General features: G+C 34.0%; 20 protein-coding genes, 1 pseudogene and 1 riboswitch. Of the genes and pseudogenes, 15 read left to right on the plus strand and 6 right to left on the minus strand.

All coding sequences use genetic code 11. The features are described from left to right. Positions 1-231 precede the first annotated feature (231 nt). Positions 232-984: an SDR family NAD(P)-dependent oxidoreductase gene (locus AC1RRQ_RS18750; RefSeq protein WP_493024536.1), complete on the minus strand. Its 753-nt coding sequence runs from the start codon at positions 982-984 to the stop codon at positions 232-234. A 149-nt stretch (positions 985-1,133) separates the two neighbouring features. Next, positions 1,134-1,604, minus strand: a complete 471-nt coding sequence (locus AC1RRQ_RS18755) for a hypothetical protein (RefSeq protein WP_493024537.1) — start codon at positions 1,602-1,604, stop codon at positions 1,134-1,136. A gap of 57 nt (positions 1,605-1,661) precedes the next feature. Here AC1RRQ_RS18755 and AC1RRQ_RS18760 point away from each other — a divergent pair, with 57 nt between their 5' ends. From AC1RRQ_RS18760 to AC1RRQ_RS18770, 3 genes are all read left to right on the plus strand, one after another. Then, entirely contained in the window at positions 1,662-1,868 is a 207-nt protein-coding gene (locus AC1RRQ_RS18760) for a hypothetical protein (protein WP_493024538.1), read from the plus strand. A 61-nt stretch (positions 1,869-1,929) separates the two neighbouring features. Beyond that, a complete protein-coding gene (locus tag AC1RRQ_RS18765; protein WP_493024539.1) occupies positions 1,930-2,511 on the plus strand; it encodes a pseudouridine synthase in 582 nt (193 codons plus the stop codon). 52 nt (positions 2,512-2,563) lie between these two features. Further along, the gene (locus tag AC1RRQ_RS18770; protein WP_493024540.1) at positions 2,564-3,022 is read left to right on the plus strand and encodes a tRNA (cytidine(34)-2'-O)-methyltransferase; all 459 of its coding nucleotides are present in this window, start codon (positions 2,564-2,566) and stop codon (positions 3,020-3,022) included. Positions 3,023-3,048: 26 nt separating this feature from the next. Here the strand turns inward: AC1RRQ_RS18770 and AC1RRQ_RS18775 are convergent, their stop codons facing one another. From AC1RRQ_RS18775 to AC1RRQ_RS18785, 3 genes are all read right to left on the minus strand, one after another. After that, a complete protein-coding gene (locus AC1RRQ_RS18775) occupies positions 3,049-3,825 on the minus strand; it encodes an ABC transporter ATP-binding protein (protein WP_493024541.1) in 777 nt (258 codons plus the stop codon). A 123-nt stretch (positions 3,826-3,948) separates the two neighbouring features. Next, positions 3,949-4,977, minus strand: coding sequence for a FecCD family ABC transporter permease (locus AC1RRQ_RS18780; protein ID WP_493024542.1), 1,029 nt, complete (start codon positions 4,975-4,977; stop codon positions 3,949-3,951). A gap of 1 nt (position 4,978) precedes the next feature. Next, entirely contained in the window at positions 4,979-6,121 is a 1,143-nt protein-coding gene (locus AC1RRQ_RS18785) for an ABC transporter substrate-binding protein (protein ID WP_493024543.1), read from the minus strand. Positions 6,122-6,215: 94 nt separating this feature from the next. Between AC1RRQ_RS18785 and AC1RRQ_RS18790 the strand changes: the two genes are divergently transcribed. From AC1RRQ_RS18790 to AC1RRQ_RS18825, 8 genes and pseudogenes are all read left to right on the plus strand, one after another. Next, a complete protein-coding gene (locus tag AC1RRQ_RS18790; RefSeq protein WP_493024544.1) occupies positions 6,216-6,578 on the plus strand; it encodes a C1orf53 family protein in 363 nt (120 codons plus the stop codon). 30 nt (positions 6,579-6,608) lie between these two features. Next, positions 6,609-6,988 (plus strand): annotated as a pseudogene (locus AC1RRQ_RS18795) (four helix bundle protein). A gap of 30 nt (positions 6,989-7,018) precedes the next feature. After that, positions 7,019-7,528 carry a bifunctional adenosylcobinamide kinase/adenosylcobinamide-phosphate guanylyltransferase gene (gene cobU / locus AC1RRQ_RS18800; protein ID WP_493024545.1) on the plus strand — a complete coding sequence of 170 codons (510 nt, stop codon included), beginning with the start codon at positions 7,019-7,021 and terminating at the stop codon, positions 7,526-7,528. Positions 7,529-7,670: 142 nt separating this feature from the next. After that, entirely contained in the window at positions 7,671-9,350 is a 1,680-nt protein-coding gene (cobT, locus tag AC1RRQ_RS18805) for a nicotinate-nucleotide--dimethylbenzimidazole phosphoribosyltransferase (RefSeq protein ID WP_493024546.1), read from the plus strand. Between the two features lie 111 nt (positions 9,351-9,461). Then, positions 9,462-10,247, plus strand: a complete 786-nt coding sequence (locus AC1RRQ_RS18810; protein WP_493024547.1) for an adenosylcobinamide-GDP ribazoletransferase — start codon at positions 9,462-9,464, stop codon at positions 10,245-10,247. Further along, positions 10,232-10,765 (plus strand): alpha-ribazole phosphatase, encoded by a 534-nt coding sequence (cobC, locus tag AC1RRQ_RS18815; RefSeq protein ID WP_493024548.1) that lies wholly within the window; start codon positions 10,232-10,234, stop codon positions 10,763-10,765. The genes AC1RRQ_RS18810 and cobC overlap by 16 nt, the downstream gene beginning before the upstream one ends. 69 nt (positions 10,766-10,834) lie before the next feature. Beyond that, positions 10,835-11,039: riboswitch (cobalamin riboswitch) on the plus strand. Positions 11,040-11,066: 27 nt separating this feature from the next. Next, positions 11,067-12,926 carry a TonB-dependent receptor plug domain-containing protein gene (locus AC1RRQ_RS18820; protein ID WP_493024549.1) on the plus strand — a complete coding sequence of 620 codons (1,860 nt, stop codon included), beginning with the start codon at positions 11,067-11,069 and terminating at the stop codon, positions 12,924-12,926. Between the two features lie 5 nt (positions 12,927-12,931). After that, entirely contained in the window at positions 12,932-14,002 is a 1,071-nt protein-coding gene (locus AC1RRQ_RS18825; RefSeq protein WP_493024550.1) for a YncE family protein, read from the plus strand. An 80-nt stretch (positions 14,003-14,082) separates the two neighbouring features. Here the strand turns inward: AC1RRQ_RS18825 and AC1RRQ_RS18830 are convergent, their stop codons facing one another. Then, entirely contained in the window at positions 14,083-15,534 is a 1,452-nt protein-coding gene (locus tag AC1RRQ_RS18830) for a GFO_1087 family putative carboxy terminal peptidase (protein WP_493024551.1), read from the minus strand. 151 nt (positions 15,535-15,685) lie between these two features. Here AC1RRQ_RS18830 and AC1RRQ_RS18835 point away from each other — a divergent pair, with 151 nt between their 5' ends. From AC1RRQ_RS18835 to AC1RRQ_RS18850, 4 genes are read left to right on the plus strand one after another with little or no spacing between them, the layout of a single operon-like run. Beyond that, positions 15,686-16,195 carry a GFO_1088 family ECF-type sigma factor gene (locus tag AC1RRQ_RS18835; RefSeq protein WP_493024552.1) on the plus strand — a complete coding sequence of 170 codons (510 nt, stop codon included), beginning with the start codon at positions 15,686-15,688 and terminating at the stop codon, positions 16,193-16,195. Continuing rightward, on the plus strand, positions 16,182-16,637 hold the full coding sequence (locus tag AC1RRQ_RS18840; protein ID WP_493024553.1) for a PG0215 family putative anti-sigma factor: 456 nt from the start codon (positions 16,182-16,184) through the stop codon (positions 16,635-16,637). The genes AC1RRQ_RS18835 and AC1RRQ_RS18840 overlap by 14 nt, the downstream gene beginning before the upstream one ends. 10 nt (positions 16,638-16,647) lie before the next feature. Then, on the plus strand, positions 16,648-17,175 hold the full coding sequence (locus AC1RRQ_RS18845) for a GFO_1090 family protein (protein ID WP_493024554.1): 528 nt from the start codon (positions 16,648-16,650) through the stop codon (positions 17,173-17,175). A gap of 2 nt (positions 17,176-17,177) precedes the next feature. After that, positions 17,178-17,714, plus strand: a complete 537-nt coding sequence (locus AC1RRQ_RS18850) for a GFO_1091 family lipoprotein (RefSeq protein ID WP_493024555.1) — start codon at positions 17,178-17,180, stop codon at positions 17,712-17,714. Positions 17,715-18,064 lie beyond the last annotated feature (350 nt).

An 18,064-nucleotide genomic window follows, 5' to 3' on the forward strand; every position in this document is an offset into this window, starting at 1 on the left:
CTATTTTGCAATTATTTGTGAGAAAAAGCCATGTATTTTATCCTCAATTGTTGTTTTTATCAAGTATATTGGGCTTTTTGGCGATTTTTATAACATTTACAATTACTTTACACTACAACAATAATTAGTAAGAAAATACACTTATTAAGTTCGATTATTTATTATTATAGAGCAAAAAAAGCTGCCTGATAAAACAGACAGCTTCTTAAAAAATGCTTTTTATTATAGTTTTTAAACTGCGGTATAACCACCATCAGCAATAATATAACTTCCGGTTGTGAAAGAAGATTTTTCAGAACTTAAAAATAGTACCAGTTCGGCAACTTCTTCTGCAGTTCCTAATCGATTCATTGGTGCTTTTGCAGCTATGGAGTTCATGGTGTCTTTATTCATATTGTCTTTTAGCAATGCTGTTTCGATATAACCTGGTCCAACCGCATTACAACGAATGTTTTTTAAAGCATACTCAGCAGCAATGTTTTTGGTTAAACCCACAACTCCGTGTTTAGAAGCTGTATAGGCCGGACTTAACGGCGCCGCAACCTGCCCGTGAATAGAAGCAATATTTACAATACTCCCGCCGCCATTTTTCTCCATTTGCTCTAACTGATAACGACAGGCATAAAACACACCACTTAAATTCAGGGCAATTACGCGATCCCATGCCTCAGGTTCGTATTCTCCAGTTGGTTTTGCCGGACCGCCCATTCCCGCATTGTTGCAGGCAATATCAAGTCGGCCGTATTTTGAAACCGTTACCTCAACCATTCGCATATTATCGCTTGCACTCGAAGAATCTCCTTTTACAAAAAAGGCTTCCCCGCCGCTATCTTTTATAACTTTTACGGTTTCTTCTCCGTGTTCTACATTAATATCCGAAATTACAACTTTTGCTCCTTCTCGAGCGTAGGCTTCTGCCACTGCCCGTCCAATTCCTGAACCGCCTCCAGAGACAAAAGCTACTTTGTTTTCTAAAAGTGCCATAATCTTAAAATTTAAATTATTAGCTACAATTTACGAAGATATCGCCTGTTGGCCATGGCAAAAACCGAGTTTACAATAAGATTAAGACTTTATCATAATCAAATGTTATTTCACATAAAAATCACACAAAACCGTTCTTTTTTGCTTATTTAATTATCTTCATCTAGTTTCATGTTACCGCGATCTTCATGATTATCCGGATGAGAATTTGGATAACGATTGGGCTCAACATCAGAATTTCGGTCTTTATTTTCTACCGTTTTTTTCGCTTCTTCTTCGGATGAAACACCTCGATTTGCATTTGGATTATTCGGATTCACATCATCTTTGACTGTTTTAATATCCTCGTTTTCATTTCGCGCTCTTTCGACTACTTCTTTTTTTCCGTCAGCATCTGTTACGACTTCTTTTTTCAAGTTGGCATCATCAGCTTTTCCGTCGTGCGAAATATTCTTTCCTTTCGATTCGTCTATATTTTTTTGTACTCCATTTATTTTTTTAGAGCCTAAATTATTAGTTCCCATATCATTATTATTTTGAGTTTCTATATTAATATTACGAATTCTAAATTTTAAAACGAAAGGGTTTAACATTGCTTTTGGTTTATAAATCATTTTCATAACTTTAAACATTAACTCACAATCTGTTATTTATCAAACAATTAAACTACAAATCTTATGAAGTTCTTTAAAATTAAAACAAGCTGGTCTAATGCCGAATTCATTTTCATAAAACTGTGCATGGCATCGATTTATATTTTTATTGGAAGTTATTTTCACGACTTCTTCAAAGACTATTATACGCTGTTATTGATTGTTTTTGTTGTTACAGCAGTTTGGTTTGTTTATGAATGGCTGAAAAAGATGAAATTAAAAAACGAGTAATCCCTGTTGAGATTTGCTTTAATACTTGCAGAACAACATTATCTTTGCAAAAAAATAAAACATGCACAGACACTTCATTCTTTTTAAACCTTATGGTTATTTAAGCCAGTTTATCTACGAATTAAAAAGAAAGAAAAAACTTTTGGGCGAATTGCATGATTTTCCAGAAGGAACAATGGCAATTGGAAGATTAGACGAAGATTCTGAAGGTTTGCTTCTGCTCACAACCAACGGAAAAGTAAGCGAGCAGATAAGAAGTAAAAAAGTCGACAAAGAATATTATGTTCAGGTTGACGGCATTATTACGCCCGAAGCGATTGAACAATTGCAAAAAGGCGTTGAAATAGGTTTTGAAGGTGGAAAATACAAAACAAAACCCTGCTCTGCTTTTATTGTAACCGAAATTCCGGATTTTGGTCCAAGAGCCAAAAAAATCAGAGACGAACGACACGGCCCTGCTTCCTGGGCTTCTATTACCGTAAACGAAGGAAAGTTTCGTCAGGTTCGAAAAATGACCGCTGCGGTTGGTTTTCCTACTCTGCGGTTAGTTCGTGTTCGAATAGGAAATGTATATTTGCAAAACTTAAAAGCCGGAGAGGTTTTAGAAGTAAACGATTTTAAATTAGATAATGAGTCGATTTGAGAATTAGATAATTTCCAAATAAACGATTAAACGAATTAACAAATAAACGATAATGCTAAACGTTGTTCTTGTTGAACCAGAAATACCAAACAATACCGGAAATATTGGAAGATTATGCGTAGGAACTGAAAGCCGTCTGCATTTAATTCATCCTTTCGGTTTTGTAATTAATGATAAAAACCTAAAACGTTCCGGTTTGGATTATTGGGTTCACCTTGATGTAACCGAATATCAAAATGTAGACGAATGGGTGAAACAAATTCCGGATCATTCCCGCGTATTCTTAATGAGTTCTCATGCCGAAAAATCGTATTTTGAAATCGAATTTCAAGATGGCGACTGGTTAGTTTTCGGGAAAGAAAGCGTTGGTTTGAGCGCAGCATTTATGGCAAGGTTTGAAAACCATTTAACAATTCCGATGTCTCCGCTTATCCGCAGTTTTAATATCGCAAACTCGGTTGCTTTTGTTGTTGGTGAGGCAAAAAGACAGATTGGACTTAAAAACGTTTAATCGTTTATCTGTTTAATCGGGAAAAGTTAAGTTACAATAAACTTCCCTTTTTCAGCATCAAAAATGATATTTTCGTCTTTGAACAAGGCTGCGAAACTTCCGTTTGAAATTAAATTGCAAGGTTCATCCTGAACAACATTTTCCGGCGTCATCACAATCATTTCATCACTTAATTGAATTGCCAAATCAATATCGTGCGTTGAAAACAAAATGCATTTTTGGGTTTCCTGAGTTAGTTGCTTTAATAATTTAAATAGAGAAACTTTATGCAGTAAATCAAGATGTGTTGTGGGTTCGTCTAAAATAATAAGCGGTGTATCTTGTGCCAAAGCTCTGGCAATTAAAACCTTTTGCAATTGTCCGTCGCTTATTTCGTAATGTTTTTTATGAGAAAGATGTTCAATTTGCGTCAATTGCATTGCTTCCTGAACTTTTTCGATATCAGCATCAGTTAAAGTTCCAACCCAATTGGTATACGGCTGACGTCCTAAAGCGACTAATTCAAACACTGAAAGATTACTTGGTGGTAATTTTTCAGTTAAAACCAAACTTAAATTCTGCGCTAAATCCAGAGATTTATATTCGGTAATATTTTTATCATTCAAATAAACACTTCCTGATAACGGGTGCTGAATTCCGGTAATAGTGCGCAGCAAAGTCGATTTTCCAATTCCGTTTGCTCCAATCAAAGAAATGAGTTTTCCTGACTTTAAATTCAAATTCAGATTATCGGCAATAGTCACAACCGAATTTTTGGATTTATATCCAATATTTAAATTTGAAGTTTTTAAGATACTTATCATTTTTTTAGATGCTAAGGTTGTAAGATACTAAGCTGCTGAGTTTTTTTTCTTTTGCCACAGATTAAAATGATTAAAAAATCATCTGTGACATCCGTTTAATCTGTAAAATCTGTGGTCTAATATCTATTGAAAATTTCTTTTTCGTACTAAAAGCCAGATTACCACCGGTGCTCCAATAATCGATGTTATGGCATTTATGGGCAGTGTAACATCAAATCCCGGCATTTGAGAAACGATATCACAAAACAACATTATAATCGATCCTAAAAATAAAGTACTCCAAAACAAAATAGTGTGATTACTGGTTTGAAACGTAAGTTTTGCAATATGCGGTACCGCTAAACCAATAAAAGCAATAGGTCCTGCAAATGCTGTAATTGCTCCCGATAATATACTGGTTGCAAATATGATAATCAATCTGGCTCTTTTAAAATTCAAACCCATGCTTTTTGCATAGTTTTCGCCTAAAAGCAAAGCGTTTAAAGGCTTGATACTTTTAGCGCTTAAAAGCAATCCAATTCCAACACAGAAAGTCAAAATTCCGATAGTTGACCACGAAAGATTTCCTAAACTTCCCATGGACCAAAAAGTGAATTTCTGCAATTGTTCTGCGGTGCTGAAATAAGTCAAAACACTTACGATTGCGGTTGTAAAACTGCCAAACATTAAACCAACAATTAAAATTGCCATTGTATCTCGTAATCTTTGCGAGACTACTAAAACCAATAATAAAACCAAGGTACTGCCAAATGTTGAGGCAATTACAATTCCGTATGAGGATAAAGCAATTACACTTAAAAACGAAGGCAGAAATCCGGCACCTAAAATCACAAAAGCAACACCTAAACTGGCTCCGGAACTTAATCCCAAAACATAAGGCCCTGCAAGCGGATTTCTAAATAAAGTCTGCATTAAAAGGCCACTGATCGAAAGTCCGGTTCCAACTAAAACTGCCGTAATCGCTTTTGGCAGACGGTAATTAATAATAATATATTCCCAAGTTGATTTTGCCGCATGTCCTCCAGTTAAGCTTGTAAAAACATCTTTAAGCGGAATCGTAACAGATCCTAAACTAATGCTTGCGAAAAACATCAGTAAAAGACCTAATGACAAGATGACAAATAAAATGGTATTTCGTTTTTTATTCGCCAATTTAATTCAGTTTTGATGCAAAAGTAAATTCGTAGCTAGGCAGTAAATCCGGATGGAAAATTTTGATGTAATCTTTTAAAACTAAATCCGGACGGCTTGGTGCCAGTTCGTAATAAACTGTTCCTCCCGTTGCGCCCAGTTTACCTTCAAAGCTGTAAACGTTTTTATTTTTAAAAGCGTCAAACTCTCCATAATGCGGATTTGCTTTCTGCAATTCATCTAAAGTTTTAAATGAACCCGAAGCAATCCAGACATTTGCTGTTTTCGCTTTATCCAAAACTTTTTCAAAAGATAAGCCTTCACTTCCTGTTCCTTTTAAATCTGCCCATAAATAATTAGCATGAGCATCTTTCATAAATTCGGCAACCCAGCTGTTTCCTTTCGCAACATACCAAACATCTTCATACATTGATCCGTATAAAACAGTTGAACCTGCTGTTTTTTCTGCTGCCAGTTTTTTAGCCTGATCGTAACTTTGAACAATTTTATCAAACAATTCTTTTGCTTTATCTTCCTTGCCAAATAAAGCACCGTATAGTTTTATCCATTCTGCTTTTCCAAGCGGAGATTGTTCCATCCAGTCACCCTGAATTAAAACATTTAAACCGCTTTTTTTCAAATTATCCAACATCGGGTTATTGTTATCTACTCCAAAAGTTACAATCAAATTTGGCGATAATTCTATTAATTGTTCGATATTTAATTTTTCATTTTGTCCAACGTTTTTCACAGAACCTTTATCAATTAAGGCTCTTGTTTTTTCAGACGAAATATAATCTGTATGTGGAAAACCTACCAGTTTATTTTCGACTTCCAGCATTTCTAAAAACGGAATATTAGTGGTTGAAGTCACGACAATAGATTCTAACGGAACCTGAATCGTGGTAAATGTCTGCAGACTATCCGGAACTTTAGCGTCTTTTTCTTTTAAAATATATTTGAAATCTTTATTCGAATTGGGCCACGGATTTGAAACTGTTACAACAGAATAATCGTCGTATTTAACGATAGAAAGCCCAGAAGCGTATTCAATGCTGTTTTTTGCAATTTCAGTTTTTACAGTTTCGGTTGTTTCATTCTTCTTACATCCTGTTAGAACAAAAAAAGAAAAAAGAAAAATCAGTTTAGGGAATAAATGTTTCATATTTTGCGTTTTCGATAGGAACAAAGGTAAAGCATTTTCTAAATTTTTTATTTACCTTTATTCCTACAAAAAACAAAACTGTATCTTTACATTTATGAATACCACAAAAATAAAAATCTGCTCAAGCTGTGAGACTGAATTCAGCTGCGGCGATATTTCGGTTGAAAACAAATGCTGGTGCAATGATTATCCGCCTATTTTTAATCTTTCAGATGGAGGCGACTGCCTTTGCCCAAGTTGCTTCAAAGAAGCCTGTGAAGATAAAATCGAGGCTTATGTTGAAACTATTACCCCAAAAAATGCCCTTAAAAACAAAGCCGTATCTTTACCTAAATCAGAAAAATTAATTGAAGATATAGACTACTACATCGAAAATGGCAATATGGTTTTTAAAACCTGGTATCACTTAAAACGCGGCACTTGCTGCGGAAACAAATGCCGACATTGCCCTTATTAATTGTTAATTATAAATTGTTAGTTGTTAATTATGAAAAACAACGTTATTAAAAATAAAAGTTTTGACTTTGCTGTGAGAATTATTAAATTATATCAATATCTAAATAATGATAAAAAAGAATTTATTCTTTCTAAACAACTTCTTAGATCAGGAACCAGTATTGGGGCAATGATTAGGGAAGCAGAACATGCTGAAAGTAAAAGTGATTTTATTCATAAATTTTCAATTGCGCAAAAAGAAGCCAATGAAACCGTTTATTGGTTAGAACTATTAAAGGCAACTGATTATTTAAATGAAAAGGAATTCGAAAACATTAACAATGATGCAATTTCAATTTTAAAACTATAACGAGTATTCTTAAAACTTCCAAAAATCATCTAGAGGCAAAAAGAGTTTCCAAATTAAATTAATAATTAACAATCAACAACTAACCATTATAAATGATTTACCTAATTACCGGAGGCGAACGATCAGGAAAAAGTACTTATGCCCAAAATTTAGCGTTGCAGCTTTCAGATTCACCTATATATGTGGCAACGGCCAGAAAATGGGATTCGGATTTTCAAAACCGAATCGATCGTCATCAACAAGAAAGAGACGAACGCTGGACCAATATTGAAAAAGAAAAGTATTTGAGCGAAATTGATTTTTCTAAAAAAACAGCTTTAATCGATTGTGTTACGCTTTGGCTTACCAACTTTTTTGTAGATCATAAAAATGAGGTAAGTTTAAGCCTGGAAGAAGCAAAAAAAGAGTTTCTTGCAATTGCCGGTCAGGAAAACATCACCTTAATTATAGTGACCAATGAAATTGGAATGGGCGTTCATGCTGCAACAGAAATTGGCAGAAAATTTACCGAACTGCAAGGCTGGATGAATCAGTTTTTAGCTTCAAAAGCAGATGAAGTTGTTTTGATGGTTTCCGGAATTCCAGTTAAAATAAAAGGGTAAAATTCCAAGTTTTAAATTCCAAATTCCAATAAATTGAAAGGAAAATCCAAGTTTTAAATCCCAAATTCCAAAGCTATGCTTTACCTTTACTAGAATATTTCCATTTTCAAATTTGGAATTTGGGATTTAAATTTTGGTTTTTATGAGCAGTTTAGACGATATATTAAAATCACGTCGTGATACCCGACATTTTACAACCGATCCGGTTCCTGATGAAGTAATTCAAAAAGCTTTACAGGCCGGACATTGGGCGCCTTCTGTTGGATTAACCGATGCGACACGATATTATATCATTAAATCAGATGAAGTTAAAAGCGCTATTAAAAATCTATTCTTAGATTACAATAAAAAAGCCGAGGAACTTACAGATAACCCGGAACAAAAAGAACTTTATAAATCGTTAAAACTGGAAGCAATTGAAGAAGCGCCAATCGGACTTATAATTGCTTACGATCGTTCTGTTTTGAATCAGTTTACCATTGGAACTATTGGGAGTAATGAAGCTGTAAAGTTCAGCTCGGTTTGTGCTGCGCAGAATATTTGGCTTTCGCTTACAGAACAAGGTTACGGAATGGGCTGGGTTTCGATTTTAAACTATTTTCAGTTTAAGAAGATTCTAAATTTACCCGAAAATATTGAACCCCTTGGTTATTTCTGCATTGGAAAACCTGCCACCAATTACGGCAATCAGCCTATGTTACAGCAATTGCACTGGAAACAAAAGTCTGAAACCGCTGATTGTAAAGAAATCAACGAAATTCATCAAATAAACATTTCTGATTTTAGTTTAAATTCTGAAAATAAAACAGAAACCAAAACTGATTTTGATACACTTTTACAAGAAAAAATAGATTCCAAAACAAAACCGGTTGGTTCTCTGGGAACTTTAGAAACGCTGGCTTTTCAAATGGCAACCGTTTTCGAAACTTTAAACCCAAAAATCATACATCCAAATATTATTGTTTTTGCAGCCGATCACGGAATTGCGAATCATGGTGTGAGCGATTATCCGCAGGATGTAACACGTCAAATGGTAAATAATTTCCTGGACGGCGGTGCGGCAATAAATGTTTTTTGCAAGCAAAATAATATCAATTTATCGATTGTAGACTCGGGCGTAAATTATGATTTCCCAACAAATGCTAAATTAATTGATGCCAAAATAGCAAAAGGAACGCAATCGTTTCTGCATGTTCCAGCTATGAGTGACACAGAACTTCAGTTGTGTTTTGAAAAAGGAAAATCGATTGTTGAAAATATTGCTAAAACAGGTTCAAACTGCATTGGTTTTGGTGAAATGGGAATTGGAAATACTTCTACGGCTTCTGTTTTAATGAGTCTTTTAACTGGTTTTCCTATTGAAGAATGCGTTGGAAAAGGAACTGGAATCAACGATCAAAAACTTCTCGACAAACAAAATATTCTAAAAAAAGCTTTAGGAAATTATTCCGGTCAAGCCGAATTAAAAAAGCAGCTCACTTATTTTGGAGGTTTCGAAATTATACAAATGGCAGGCGGTATGCTTACCGCTTTTAATAACAAAATGCTGATTCTTGTTGATGGTTTTATCTGCAGTGTGGCTTTTTTAATTGCTTCAAAAATAAATCCGAATATTAAAAAAAATGCCGTTTTCTGTCATTGTTCTGCCGAAAAAGCACATTTAAAGTTACTGGAATATCTTGAAGCAAAACCCATATTAAATTTAGATTTACGCTTGGGCGAAGGAACGGGCTGTGCAATTGCTTTTCCTATTTTAAAATCGGCTGAAGCTTTTTTGAACGAAATGGCTAGTTTTGAAAGCGCGAGAGTTAGTAGGAAGTAAATCCATATTTGTCATTGCGAGGAACGAAGCAATCTCATTATCTGAATCAATTGTTAGCGAGATTGCTTCGTTCCTCGCAATGACAGAAACTCAATTAAATTTTTATCTTACATGAAAAAAGAACTACATATTTTCTTTACCTGTTTAATGTTCTATACTAGAATTCCGTGTCCAAAAAACATTGATCACAATCCTGATTACTTAAACAAAGCTACACGATATTTCCCTTTTATTGGCTGGATTGTCGGATCCATTTCATTTTTGGCTTTTTATCTTTTCTCCCTTTTTTTATCAACCGAAACTTCAGTTATTTTTGCCATTATCATTTCTGTTTTAACAACCGGAGCATTTCATGAAGATGGTTTTGCAGATGTTTGTGATGGATTTGGCGGAGGCTGGACAAAAGAAAAAATCCTCATCATTATGAAAGACAGCGCCATTGGTGCTTATGGAGCAATAGGTTTGGTTTTACTTTTTCTGGTAAAGTTTAAATTGCTATCGGAATCCATTTCACTTTTTACTGCCAACATTATTCTGGTTTTTCTCTTATTCATTTCTGCCCATTCATTAAGTCGTTTAGCTGCCATCAGTATTATTTTTACACATGAATATTCTCGCGATGATGCTACCAGCAAAAGCAAACCGATAGCAAAAAAACACAGCTGGAAAGAAGTTTTAGGTTCGTTTTTCTTTGGATTAATTCCGGTGTTGGCACTCTCCTATTTCAATTATAAAATACTTCTGGCTGTAGTTCCTGTTTTTATCACGCGTTATTTTCTGGCAAGATATTTCAAAAAATGGATTGACGGTTATACCGGAGATTGTCTTGGGGCAACGCAGCAGGTTTGTGAAGTTATCTATTATTTAAGTATTCTTTTTATATGGAAATTTATTTAGTCCGCCATACCGAAACGATCTGCGAAAAAGGCATTTGTTACGGACAATCTGATGTAAATATTGCCGAACCTTTTAACGAAATCTTCGATAGAATTATTTCGGAATTGCCGGCTGAAGCCATTATTTTTTCAAGTCCGTTAAAGCGTTGTTCTATCTTGGCTAAACACATTCAGAATAACATCAAAACAATTTCTTATCAGGAAGACGATCGCTTAAAGGAAATGAATTTTGGCGATTGGGAATTAAAAAACTGGAATGAAATTCCGCCGGAAGAATTAAATCCGTGGATGGAAGATTTTGTAAACATTCAGGTTTCTAATGGAGAATCTTTTGTAGAATTGCATCAAAGAGTTGGGGAGTTTTTATCTGATAGAATTTCAGAAATCAAACATCCGGTTGTTATTGTTGCTCATGCCGGCATTATACGCAGTATCTTATGTCATCAGTCCTCACTGCCTTTAAAAGATGCATTCGAGAATAAAGTCGATTTTGGAGAAGTCATAAAAATAGAAGTATAATTCTTTCTTTTGCCTTATTATTTCATCTAAAAATTAGAACATATTTAAATTATCAGCATATTTAACTCTATATTTGCAGCAAATTAAGGTTGCTTTTTTATTAAAAAACGCATTAAAAAGGGAATCAAGTAAATCTTGAGCTGTACCCGCAACTGTAAGCTTTGTTCTAAAACGAATGCTTGTTGTAAACTGCAAAACCACTGCTCGCCCCGGCGAATGGGAAGGTAAACAACAAGACGCAAGCCAGGAGACCTGCCTTTATAACAAATATCGAGCTCTCGGGAAAAAGAGTGTAGAAATTATGACTATAAGAATACGTTTTGTTTTTTTTCTTTTCATGTTGTGCCAATTCGTTTCGGCGCAGAGCGATTCTATTAAATTAAAAGAAGTTATCGTTTCTGACTCTAATCTTAAGAAATATTCCAGTTCTCAGTCAATTCAGGTATTAAATGATTCTATTATTGATACCAACCAGCCTTCTTTAACGTCTCTTTTAAATTTCAACACTGTTATTTATTTTAAGGAAAATGGTCTTGGTATGACTTCGGCACCTTCTTTTAGAGGAACAACGGGTGCGCAGACTGCTGTAATCTGGAACGGAATAAACATTAATTCACAGTTCTTAGGCCAATCGGATTTTAATACCATTGGAACCAGAGATTTTAATTCAATAACGGTAAAAGCCGGAGGAGGAAGTGTTTTATACGGAAGCAGTGCCATTGGCGGAAGTATTCATTTAAATAATGATTTACGTTTTAAAAACGAATTTTCAAATCATGTATTCTTTAGTGCAGGAAGTTACGACACATACAGCGCTAATTATCGTACTATAGTTTCATCTGAAAAGTACAGCTTACAGGTCAGCATTTCAAGAAATAGTTCTGAGAATGATTTTAAATATCCTGGTACTTCTGATCAGAGAAATATTAATGGTGAATATTATAACACGAGTATGAATACTACTTTTGGCTATAAATTCAATGCTAATAATATTATAAAAGCTTATAGTCAGTTTTACGATTCAGAACGTCATTTTTCTTTAACTTCTCCAAACGCGTTGAAAACAAAATATAACGATTTTAATACTCGCAATTTATTAGAATGGGAAAGTCTTTTTAATCGTTTTACTTCAAAATTAAGAGTGGCGCATATTGGCGAATCTTATAAATATTTTCCAAACATTGATTCTAAAACATTTACCTACGGAAAAGTCGAAACTTCTATTATTAAATATGATTTGGCTTTTGATGTAAATGATAAAATCAAACTAAATTCAATTGTAGATTACAGCAGAAATAAAGGATACGGTTCGAGTATTGATAATGTAAAAAGAGAAGTTGGTTCTGCCAGTTTATTGCTGCATCATTTACTTACCGAAAAATGGGATTACAATGCCAGTATTCGTCATGAAATAACGGATAATTACGGTAATCCTTTTCTTTTTTCATTCGGAACAAGATATCAATTTACGGACTTTTACCGCATAAAGCTTAATGCTTCAAAGAATTTCAGAATGCCAACTTACAATGATTTATTTTGGGAAGGAAGCGGCAATCCTAACCTAAAACCTGAAACATCATATCAGGCCGAGATTGGTAACGAATTCTTTAGAAAAAACTTTTCTTTATCTATTACTGCTTATTACAACTCTATCAAGGATTTACTTCGCTGGGTGCCAACGGAAGGAAGCGGAGATATTTGGTCTCCAGAAAACACGGATAAAGTTAGAGCCTATGGAGCCGAGGTTCTTTTAGAATGGAAACCTAAAATTGGCACACATAATTTTACCCTAAATGGTACTTATGCCTATACGGTTTCAGAAGGCAAACAATTAATTAAAAACGAATTGGTTTACAAACAATTAATATATGTTCCTTATCATAAGTTAACGGGATCTGTGGCATACAACTGGAAAAAGCTATCTTCTTATTTCCAGTATTTGTACAATGGAGAAGTTTACAGTACTCCTTTTAATAATCCGGCAACAAGAGTAAAAGATTACAATGTTGGAAATATTGGAGTAGATTATGATTTTGGAACAAAGAACAGTTACAAAATTGGATTTCAAGTTTTAAATCTGTGGAATGAAAACTATCAGTCCGTAATCAGCAGACAAATGCCGGGAAGAAATTATACTATATACATAAACCTTAATTTTTAAAAATCATGAAAAAATTTAATAGACTATTTTTAGCAGTCATTGTAAGCTCGGCATTTTTTGCTTCTTGCAGCAACGATGATGACAATAACAAAGAAGAAGCAAGTGGAGACTATAAAGGAGGATTATTTATTTTAAATGAAGGTAAATTCGAAACTCCTAATGGATCTGTTTCTTATTTATCAGACAATTTAACTCTTGAAAACAATATATTCTCATTAGTTAATCCTGGAAAAATAACTGGAGATACGGCACAAAACATCGGTTTTCAAGGAGACAATGCTTATGTAGTTGCAAACGCATCTAATAAAATTGAAGTAGTAAACAGATATACATTTAAAAGTATCGCTACCATTACAACTGGTTTAAAATACCCAAGATATATTGCCTTTGCAAACGGAAAAGGATATGTTACAAACTGGGGAGATCCATATAATGCAGCAGATGATTATGTTGCTGTAATCGATCTTACAACAAATACGGTTACTTCTTCCATTCCTGTAGTTGAAGGTCCTGAAAAAATTATAGAAAATAACGGTAAACTTTATGTAGCTCAAAAAGGCGGTTACGGTCAAGGAAATTCCTTAACGGTAATAAACGCCGCTACAAATACTGTGGCGACAAACTTTGCTGTAGGAGACGTTCCAACTTCATTAGTAAAAGATAATGGCGCTTTATATATTTTATGCGCAGGAAGACCATCATACGCTGCACCAGAAACTGCTGGTAAATTAGTAAAAGTTGATTTAAGCAATAATACAGTTGCAGCGACATTAAACTTCACAGGTTTAACTCATCCAGGATTTTTAGACATTAACGACAGTAAGTTTTATTATACTGTTGGGAATAATATCTATACTGCTGCTACAAGTGCCACAGCATTACCAACAACCGCATTATTCAAAGCGTCAGAAGTTAAGATCCTTTATGGCTTTGCTGTAAAAAACAATAATATCTATATTGGTGATGCTGTAAATTATACAGATCCGGGAAATGCATACATCTACTCTTTAACAGGAACACTTAGTAAAACTCTTAACGTTGGAGTATCTCCAAACGGTTTTTACTTTAACAACTAATTCTTTCTTGAGTTAACGTTATAATAAAAAATGGCTTTCATTTCTGAAAGCCATTTTTTATTATAATATCGTTTTACAAACTATTTTGAAGCGCCATCTAAATACATTTCATTTCGCAGTCCGTTGATTTTTTTAGAATCACTTACATAAGGTAATTCTATGCCATCATCCAGCGTTTTCTTAGCAGCTATACCTGTAATTTTAGATATAGCTAAATTTAGTAACGGCTCCGAAGGATCTCCTAAAACTCCATAACTTCTAAACGAATCTGCTTTTACATAAGTAGGCACCAGACCACCTGTATAATCACCAAAATCTGCTGCGTTTGTAGTTTTAAAAATTAAAGGCTGCATAGCATATTTATGATTTGGATTTATCTCTCTTTTTGAAACTAAACTTGGAGAGTCATAAAGTGTTATTGAACCTACATTCTTACCAATAGTTGTACTCCCTATTTGAACTACATTAATATAAGGTTTTAATCCATTTATAACCAATTCACTTGCTGATGCAGTACTTGAAGTTGTCAAGATGTAAACTGTAGATAAATTTAAACCATTTAATGGCGAACCGTTAATATCTTTTACAAATCGCTCGTTTAAACTTTCTAAATCCTCGGCATTCAGAGCGGCCATTTGCTTAAAATTGTATTGTCTTTTCGAAAATATCTTCCCTTCAAACTGTCCGGTAATCAAACTCGCTAAACGTGTTGAAGAGCGCACAGATCCTCCTCCGTTATATCTTAAATCTAAAACCAGATCAGTTGCACCTTGCGCTTTTAAATCTCCAAAAGCCTGATTTAATTTGCTGTCATATTCAGAATAAAAACCATTATACATTAAGTAACCAATTTTATGACCACCTGACTGAATCACTTTACTTATCAAAATAGGATCTTCTTCTAAAATTGTTTTAGTTAAAGAAACTGATTTTCCATTTAAAACAAATGAGGAACCAACAGCATCTGCAAACTGCAAAGTATAGCTGTCTGAATTTGTTAATAAGGATTGATAATTTGAAACTGTAAGCTGTACACCATTTACGCTGGTAAATAAGTCACCTCTTTTTATTGCTTTAGTTGAAGCATCAGAATTAGGAATAATATAACGCACAAAACCTACCAGATTACTAGAACCATCACCAGTACTGGTTAACCTAAAATCTACCCCATTGTTTTTTGTAATACCTCCTAATTGCTGTTCTAAAACAGTATAGTCGCTGACTATCCAGCTAAAACGATCGATTGGATTACTCGGATATTTGCTAACCGGTTTATTCAATAAATCCTGAAATAAGTCCTCAGGCCTTGAATATCCTTCTAAAAAAGAATACAATGCCGTTTTCGAACTAAAACGATCATTAGCTAAATTAGGCACATCAGACTGCCATAAATAATATTCATTTAATCCTCTCCATACAAAATCATTGACTTGTAACTGTGCGGGAGCTGCAACATCATCTTGATCTTCACACGATTGCAAAGCAAACGCAAGAAGAAACAGCACTATAAGACTTTTTAAAATTGGTTTCATAAAAGTAGGTTTCGGTATAGTATTAACGTAAAAATACTACCTTTAGTTTTAACAATTATTATTTTTAATTAAAAAATTTTACAAAATTCCTGTAACAAAAATAATTGTGGTTCGTCTTGACTATATAAGCTAACGAATAACCTTTTAATTTATGAACCAGAATGTGTTTATAGAATTAGTTAATCCTTTTAAAGACAAAGTTTTTCGTCTGGCAAAACGATTGCTTACCAGTACCGAAGAGGCCGAAGATGCTACTCAGGAAGTAATGGTGAAATTATGGAGTAAAAAAGAGAATCTGGACACTTATAATAGTGTAGAAGCATTGGCAATGACGATGACAAAAAATTATTGTCTGGATCAATTAAAATCTAAAAGAGCCGGAAATCTGCAGATAGTTCATAATAATTATACAGATCGGGAGCCGCAATTAGACAAAAAACTAGAAGATGCTAATAGTTTAGAATGGGTTGAAAAAATTATAAATCAGCTGCCGGAACAACTTCAAATTTTAATTCAGCTGCGAGATGTAGAACAGTATGAATTTGAAGAAATTGCAAAAATTGTTAATATGAACGAAACTGCAATCAGGGTAGCACTTTCGAGAGCGAGAAAAAAAATAAGAGAATCAATGGTAAATGCACACAGTTATGGAATTAGATAAAATAGAAAATATATTAGAAAAATACTTTCAGGGAGAAACTACTATTGCTGAAGAAAATCAATTAAAAGAATATTTTTCTTCGTCAGATGTTGCGCAGCATTTGGAGCAGTACAAACCAATTTTTGGTTATTTCTCTCAGGTAAAACAACAAAAATCAACGCAGGAACTTCCACTAAAAACTAAGAAACGAAATGTAGTGTGGTTATCGATTGCTGCTTCAGTTGTTGTTTTGCTGGGAATTGGAACCTATTTTTTTGCAGGCGAAAAAACAACTCCGATTACAGCCCAATCAGAACTAGGAACCTACGACAATCCGGAAGAAGCGCTGGCCGCAACACAAAAAGCTTTGGCCTTATTGTCGAACAATGTTAATGTAGGTATTGAAAGTGTACAATACATTAAAGAATATGAACAATCAAAAAACAAAATTTTTAAACAGTAAATTAAATAAAATGAAAAATTTCATCATAACTCTAGTTTTCGCATTCGTTACACAAGCTTTTTATGCACAAAGCGCTTTTGACAAATTTGATGGTCAGGACGATGTAACATCAGTAATTGTAAACAAAAAAATGTTTGATTTAATGAGTAAAGTAAAAGTTGATGCTTCTGATAAAGAAACACAGCAATACATTAACTTAATTAAAAAATTAGACTATTTAAAAGTGTTTACAACAAAAAACCCTAAAGTTGAAGCCGACATGAAAGCCTCTGCAGATAAATACATAAAAACTGCCGGATTAGAAGAATTAATGCGTGTAAACGATAGCGGCAAAAATGTCAAAATAATGGTAAAATCAGGAGCAACAGATACACAAATCAAAGAATTGTTGATGTTTGTTGATGGTGCTAAAAACGACGAAACTGTTTTATTGTCTCTTACGGGTAATTTTGATTTAAATGAAATCTCAGTACTAACAGACAAAATGCAGCTTCCGGGCGGTTCTGACTTAAAAAAAGCTTCTAAAGGCAAAAAATAATCATGAAAGCAACCGTTTTTACCACAGCCATTTTAGCATTACTAACTTTTGTGAGTTGTAATTCTGAACCTTCATTGCAAAAATATTTTGTCGAAAATACAGACAAGAAAGATTTTATTGCCGTTGATGTTTCGCCTAGTATTTTAAATCTAGAAGCGACAAAACTATCAGCAGAACAAAAAGAAGCGATAAATTCATTCGACAAAATGAATATCCTGGCCTTTAAAGCTAACGATAAAAATCAGGCAGAATTCGAAATTGAACGCAAAAAGGTTTCGGCTATATTAAAAGATCCAAAATATCAGGAATTAATGAAATTTGGTTCCGGTAAAGACGGCGCCTCTATCAGCTATGTTGGCCCAGATGATAACATAAAAGAATTTATCGTTTTCGCCAACCGAAAAGAGAATGGTTTTGCTGTTGTTCGTGTTTTAGGAAACAATATGAATCCGAACAATATTATGACACTTATGTCCGTTTTGAAAGAATCAAAAATTGACATGGAACAACTGAAACCTTTGCAGCAGTTAATTAAATAAAAACATCTTACCTTACTTTATAAATGATTAAAGCTCCATTATTGGAGCTTTTTTTGTTTTAAACATATCATGGATACTAGACGTAGACGCACTGCGGTGCGTCTCTACGGAAAATTGGGATGAATTAATTATATATTATCCAACAAACAAATTACACAGATCATATCGCACAGCGCATATAACACAAAGCATATCGTAGAGACGCACAGCAGTGCGTCTACGCAAAGCATGAACATGGGTAGATGCGTCACGATGTCATTTAAGAGGATTATACGTGATAATTTTTATTTTGATCTTAATTGAATTTAATTACATTTACAAAATGAGATTTAAAACCACCAAAAACTTAT

This window comes from Flavobacterium sp. GW821-FHT12A05, from assembly GCF_058807735.1.

Excerpts from the sequence above, each read along its gene's own strand:
- AC1RRQ_RS18750 (WP_493024536.1), bottom strand. The coding sequence starts at position 984 with ATGGCACTTTTAGAAAACAAAGTAGCTTTTGTCTCTGGAGGCGGTTCA.
- AC1RRQ_RS18755 (WP_493024537.1), bottom strand. The coding sequence starts at position 1,604 with ATGAAAATGATTTATAAACCAAAAGCAATGTTAAACCCTTTCGTTTTA.
- AC1RRQ_RS18760 (WP_493024538.1), top strand. The coding sequence starts at position 1,662 with ATGAAGTTCTTTAAAATTAAAACAAGCTGGTCTAATGCCGAATTCATT.
- AC1RRQ_RS18765 (WP_493024539.1), top strand. The coding sequence starts at position 1,930 with ATGCACAGACACTTCATTCTTTTTAAACCTTATGGTTATTTAAGCCAG.
- AC1RRQ_RS18770 (WP_493024540.1), top strand. The coding sequence starts at position 2,564 with ATGCTAAACGTTGTTCTTGTTGAACCAGAAATACCAAACAATACCGGA.
- AC1RRQ_RS18775 (WP_493024541.1), bottom strand. The coding sequence starts at position 3,825 with ATGATAAGTATCTTAAAAACTTCAAATTTAAATATTGGATATAAATCC.
- AC1RRQ_RS18785 (WP_493024543.1), bottom strand. The coding sequence starts at position 6,121 with ATGAAACATTTATTCCCTAAACTGATTTTTCTTTTTTCTTTTTTTGTT.
- AC1RRQ_RS18790 (WP_493024544.1), top strand. The coding sequence starts at position 6,216 with ATGAATACCACAAAAATAAAAATCTGCTCAAGCTGTGAGACTGAATTC.
- cobU (WP_493024545.1), top strand. The coding sequence starts at position 7,019 with ATGATTTACCTAATTACCGGAGGCGAACGATCAGGAAAAAGTACTTAT.
- cobT (WP_493024546.1), top strand. The coding sequence starts at position 7,671 with ATGAGCAGTTTAGACGATATATTAAAATCACGTCGTGATACCCGACAT.
- AC1RRQ_RS18810 (WP_493024547.1), top strand. The coding sequence starts at position 9,462 with ATGAAAAAAGAACTACATATTTTCTTTACCTGTTTAATGTTCTATACT.
- cobC (WP_493024548.1), top strand. The coding sequence starts at position 10,232 with ATGGAAATTTATTTAGTCCGCCATACCGAAACGATCTGCGAAAAAGGC.
- AC1RRQ_RS18820 (WP_493024549.1), top strand. The coding sequence starts at position 11,067 with ATGACTATAAGAATACGTTTTGTTTTTTTTCTTTTCATGTTGTGCCAA.
- AC1RRQ_RS18825 (WP_493024550.1), top strand. The coding sequence starts at position 12,932 with ATGAAAAAATTTAATAGACTATTTTTAGCAGTCATTGTAAGCTCGGCA.
- AC1RRQ_RS18830 (WP_493024551.1), bottom strand. The coding sequence starts at position 15,534 with ATGAAACCAATTTTAAAAAGTCTTATAGTGCTGTTTCTTCTTGCGTTT.
- AC1RRQ_RS18835 (WP_493024552.1), top strand. The coding sequence starts at position 15,686 with ATGAACCAGAATGTGTTTATAGAATTAGTTAATCCTTTTAAAGACAAA.
- AC1RRQ_RS18840 (WP_493024553.1), top strand. The coding sequence starts at position 16,182 with ATGGAATTAGATAAAATAGAAAATATATTAGAAAAATACTTTCAGGGA.
- AC1RRQ_RS18845 (WP_493024554.1), top strand. The coding sequence starts at position 16,648 with ATGAAAAATTTCATCATAACTCTAGTTTTCGCATTCGTTACACAAGCT.
- AC1RRQ_RS18850 (WP_493024555.1), top strand. The coding sequence starts at position 17,178 with ATGAAAGCAACCGTTTTTACCACAGCCATTTTAGCATTACTAACTTTT.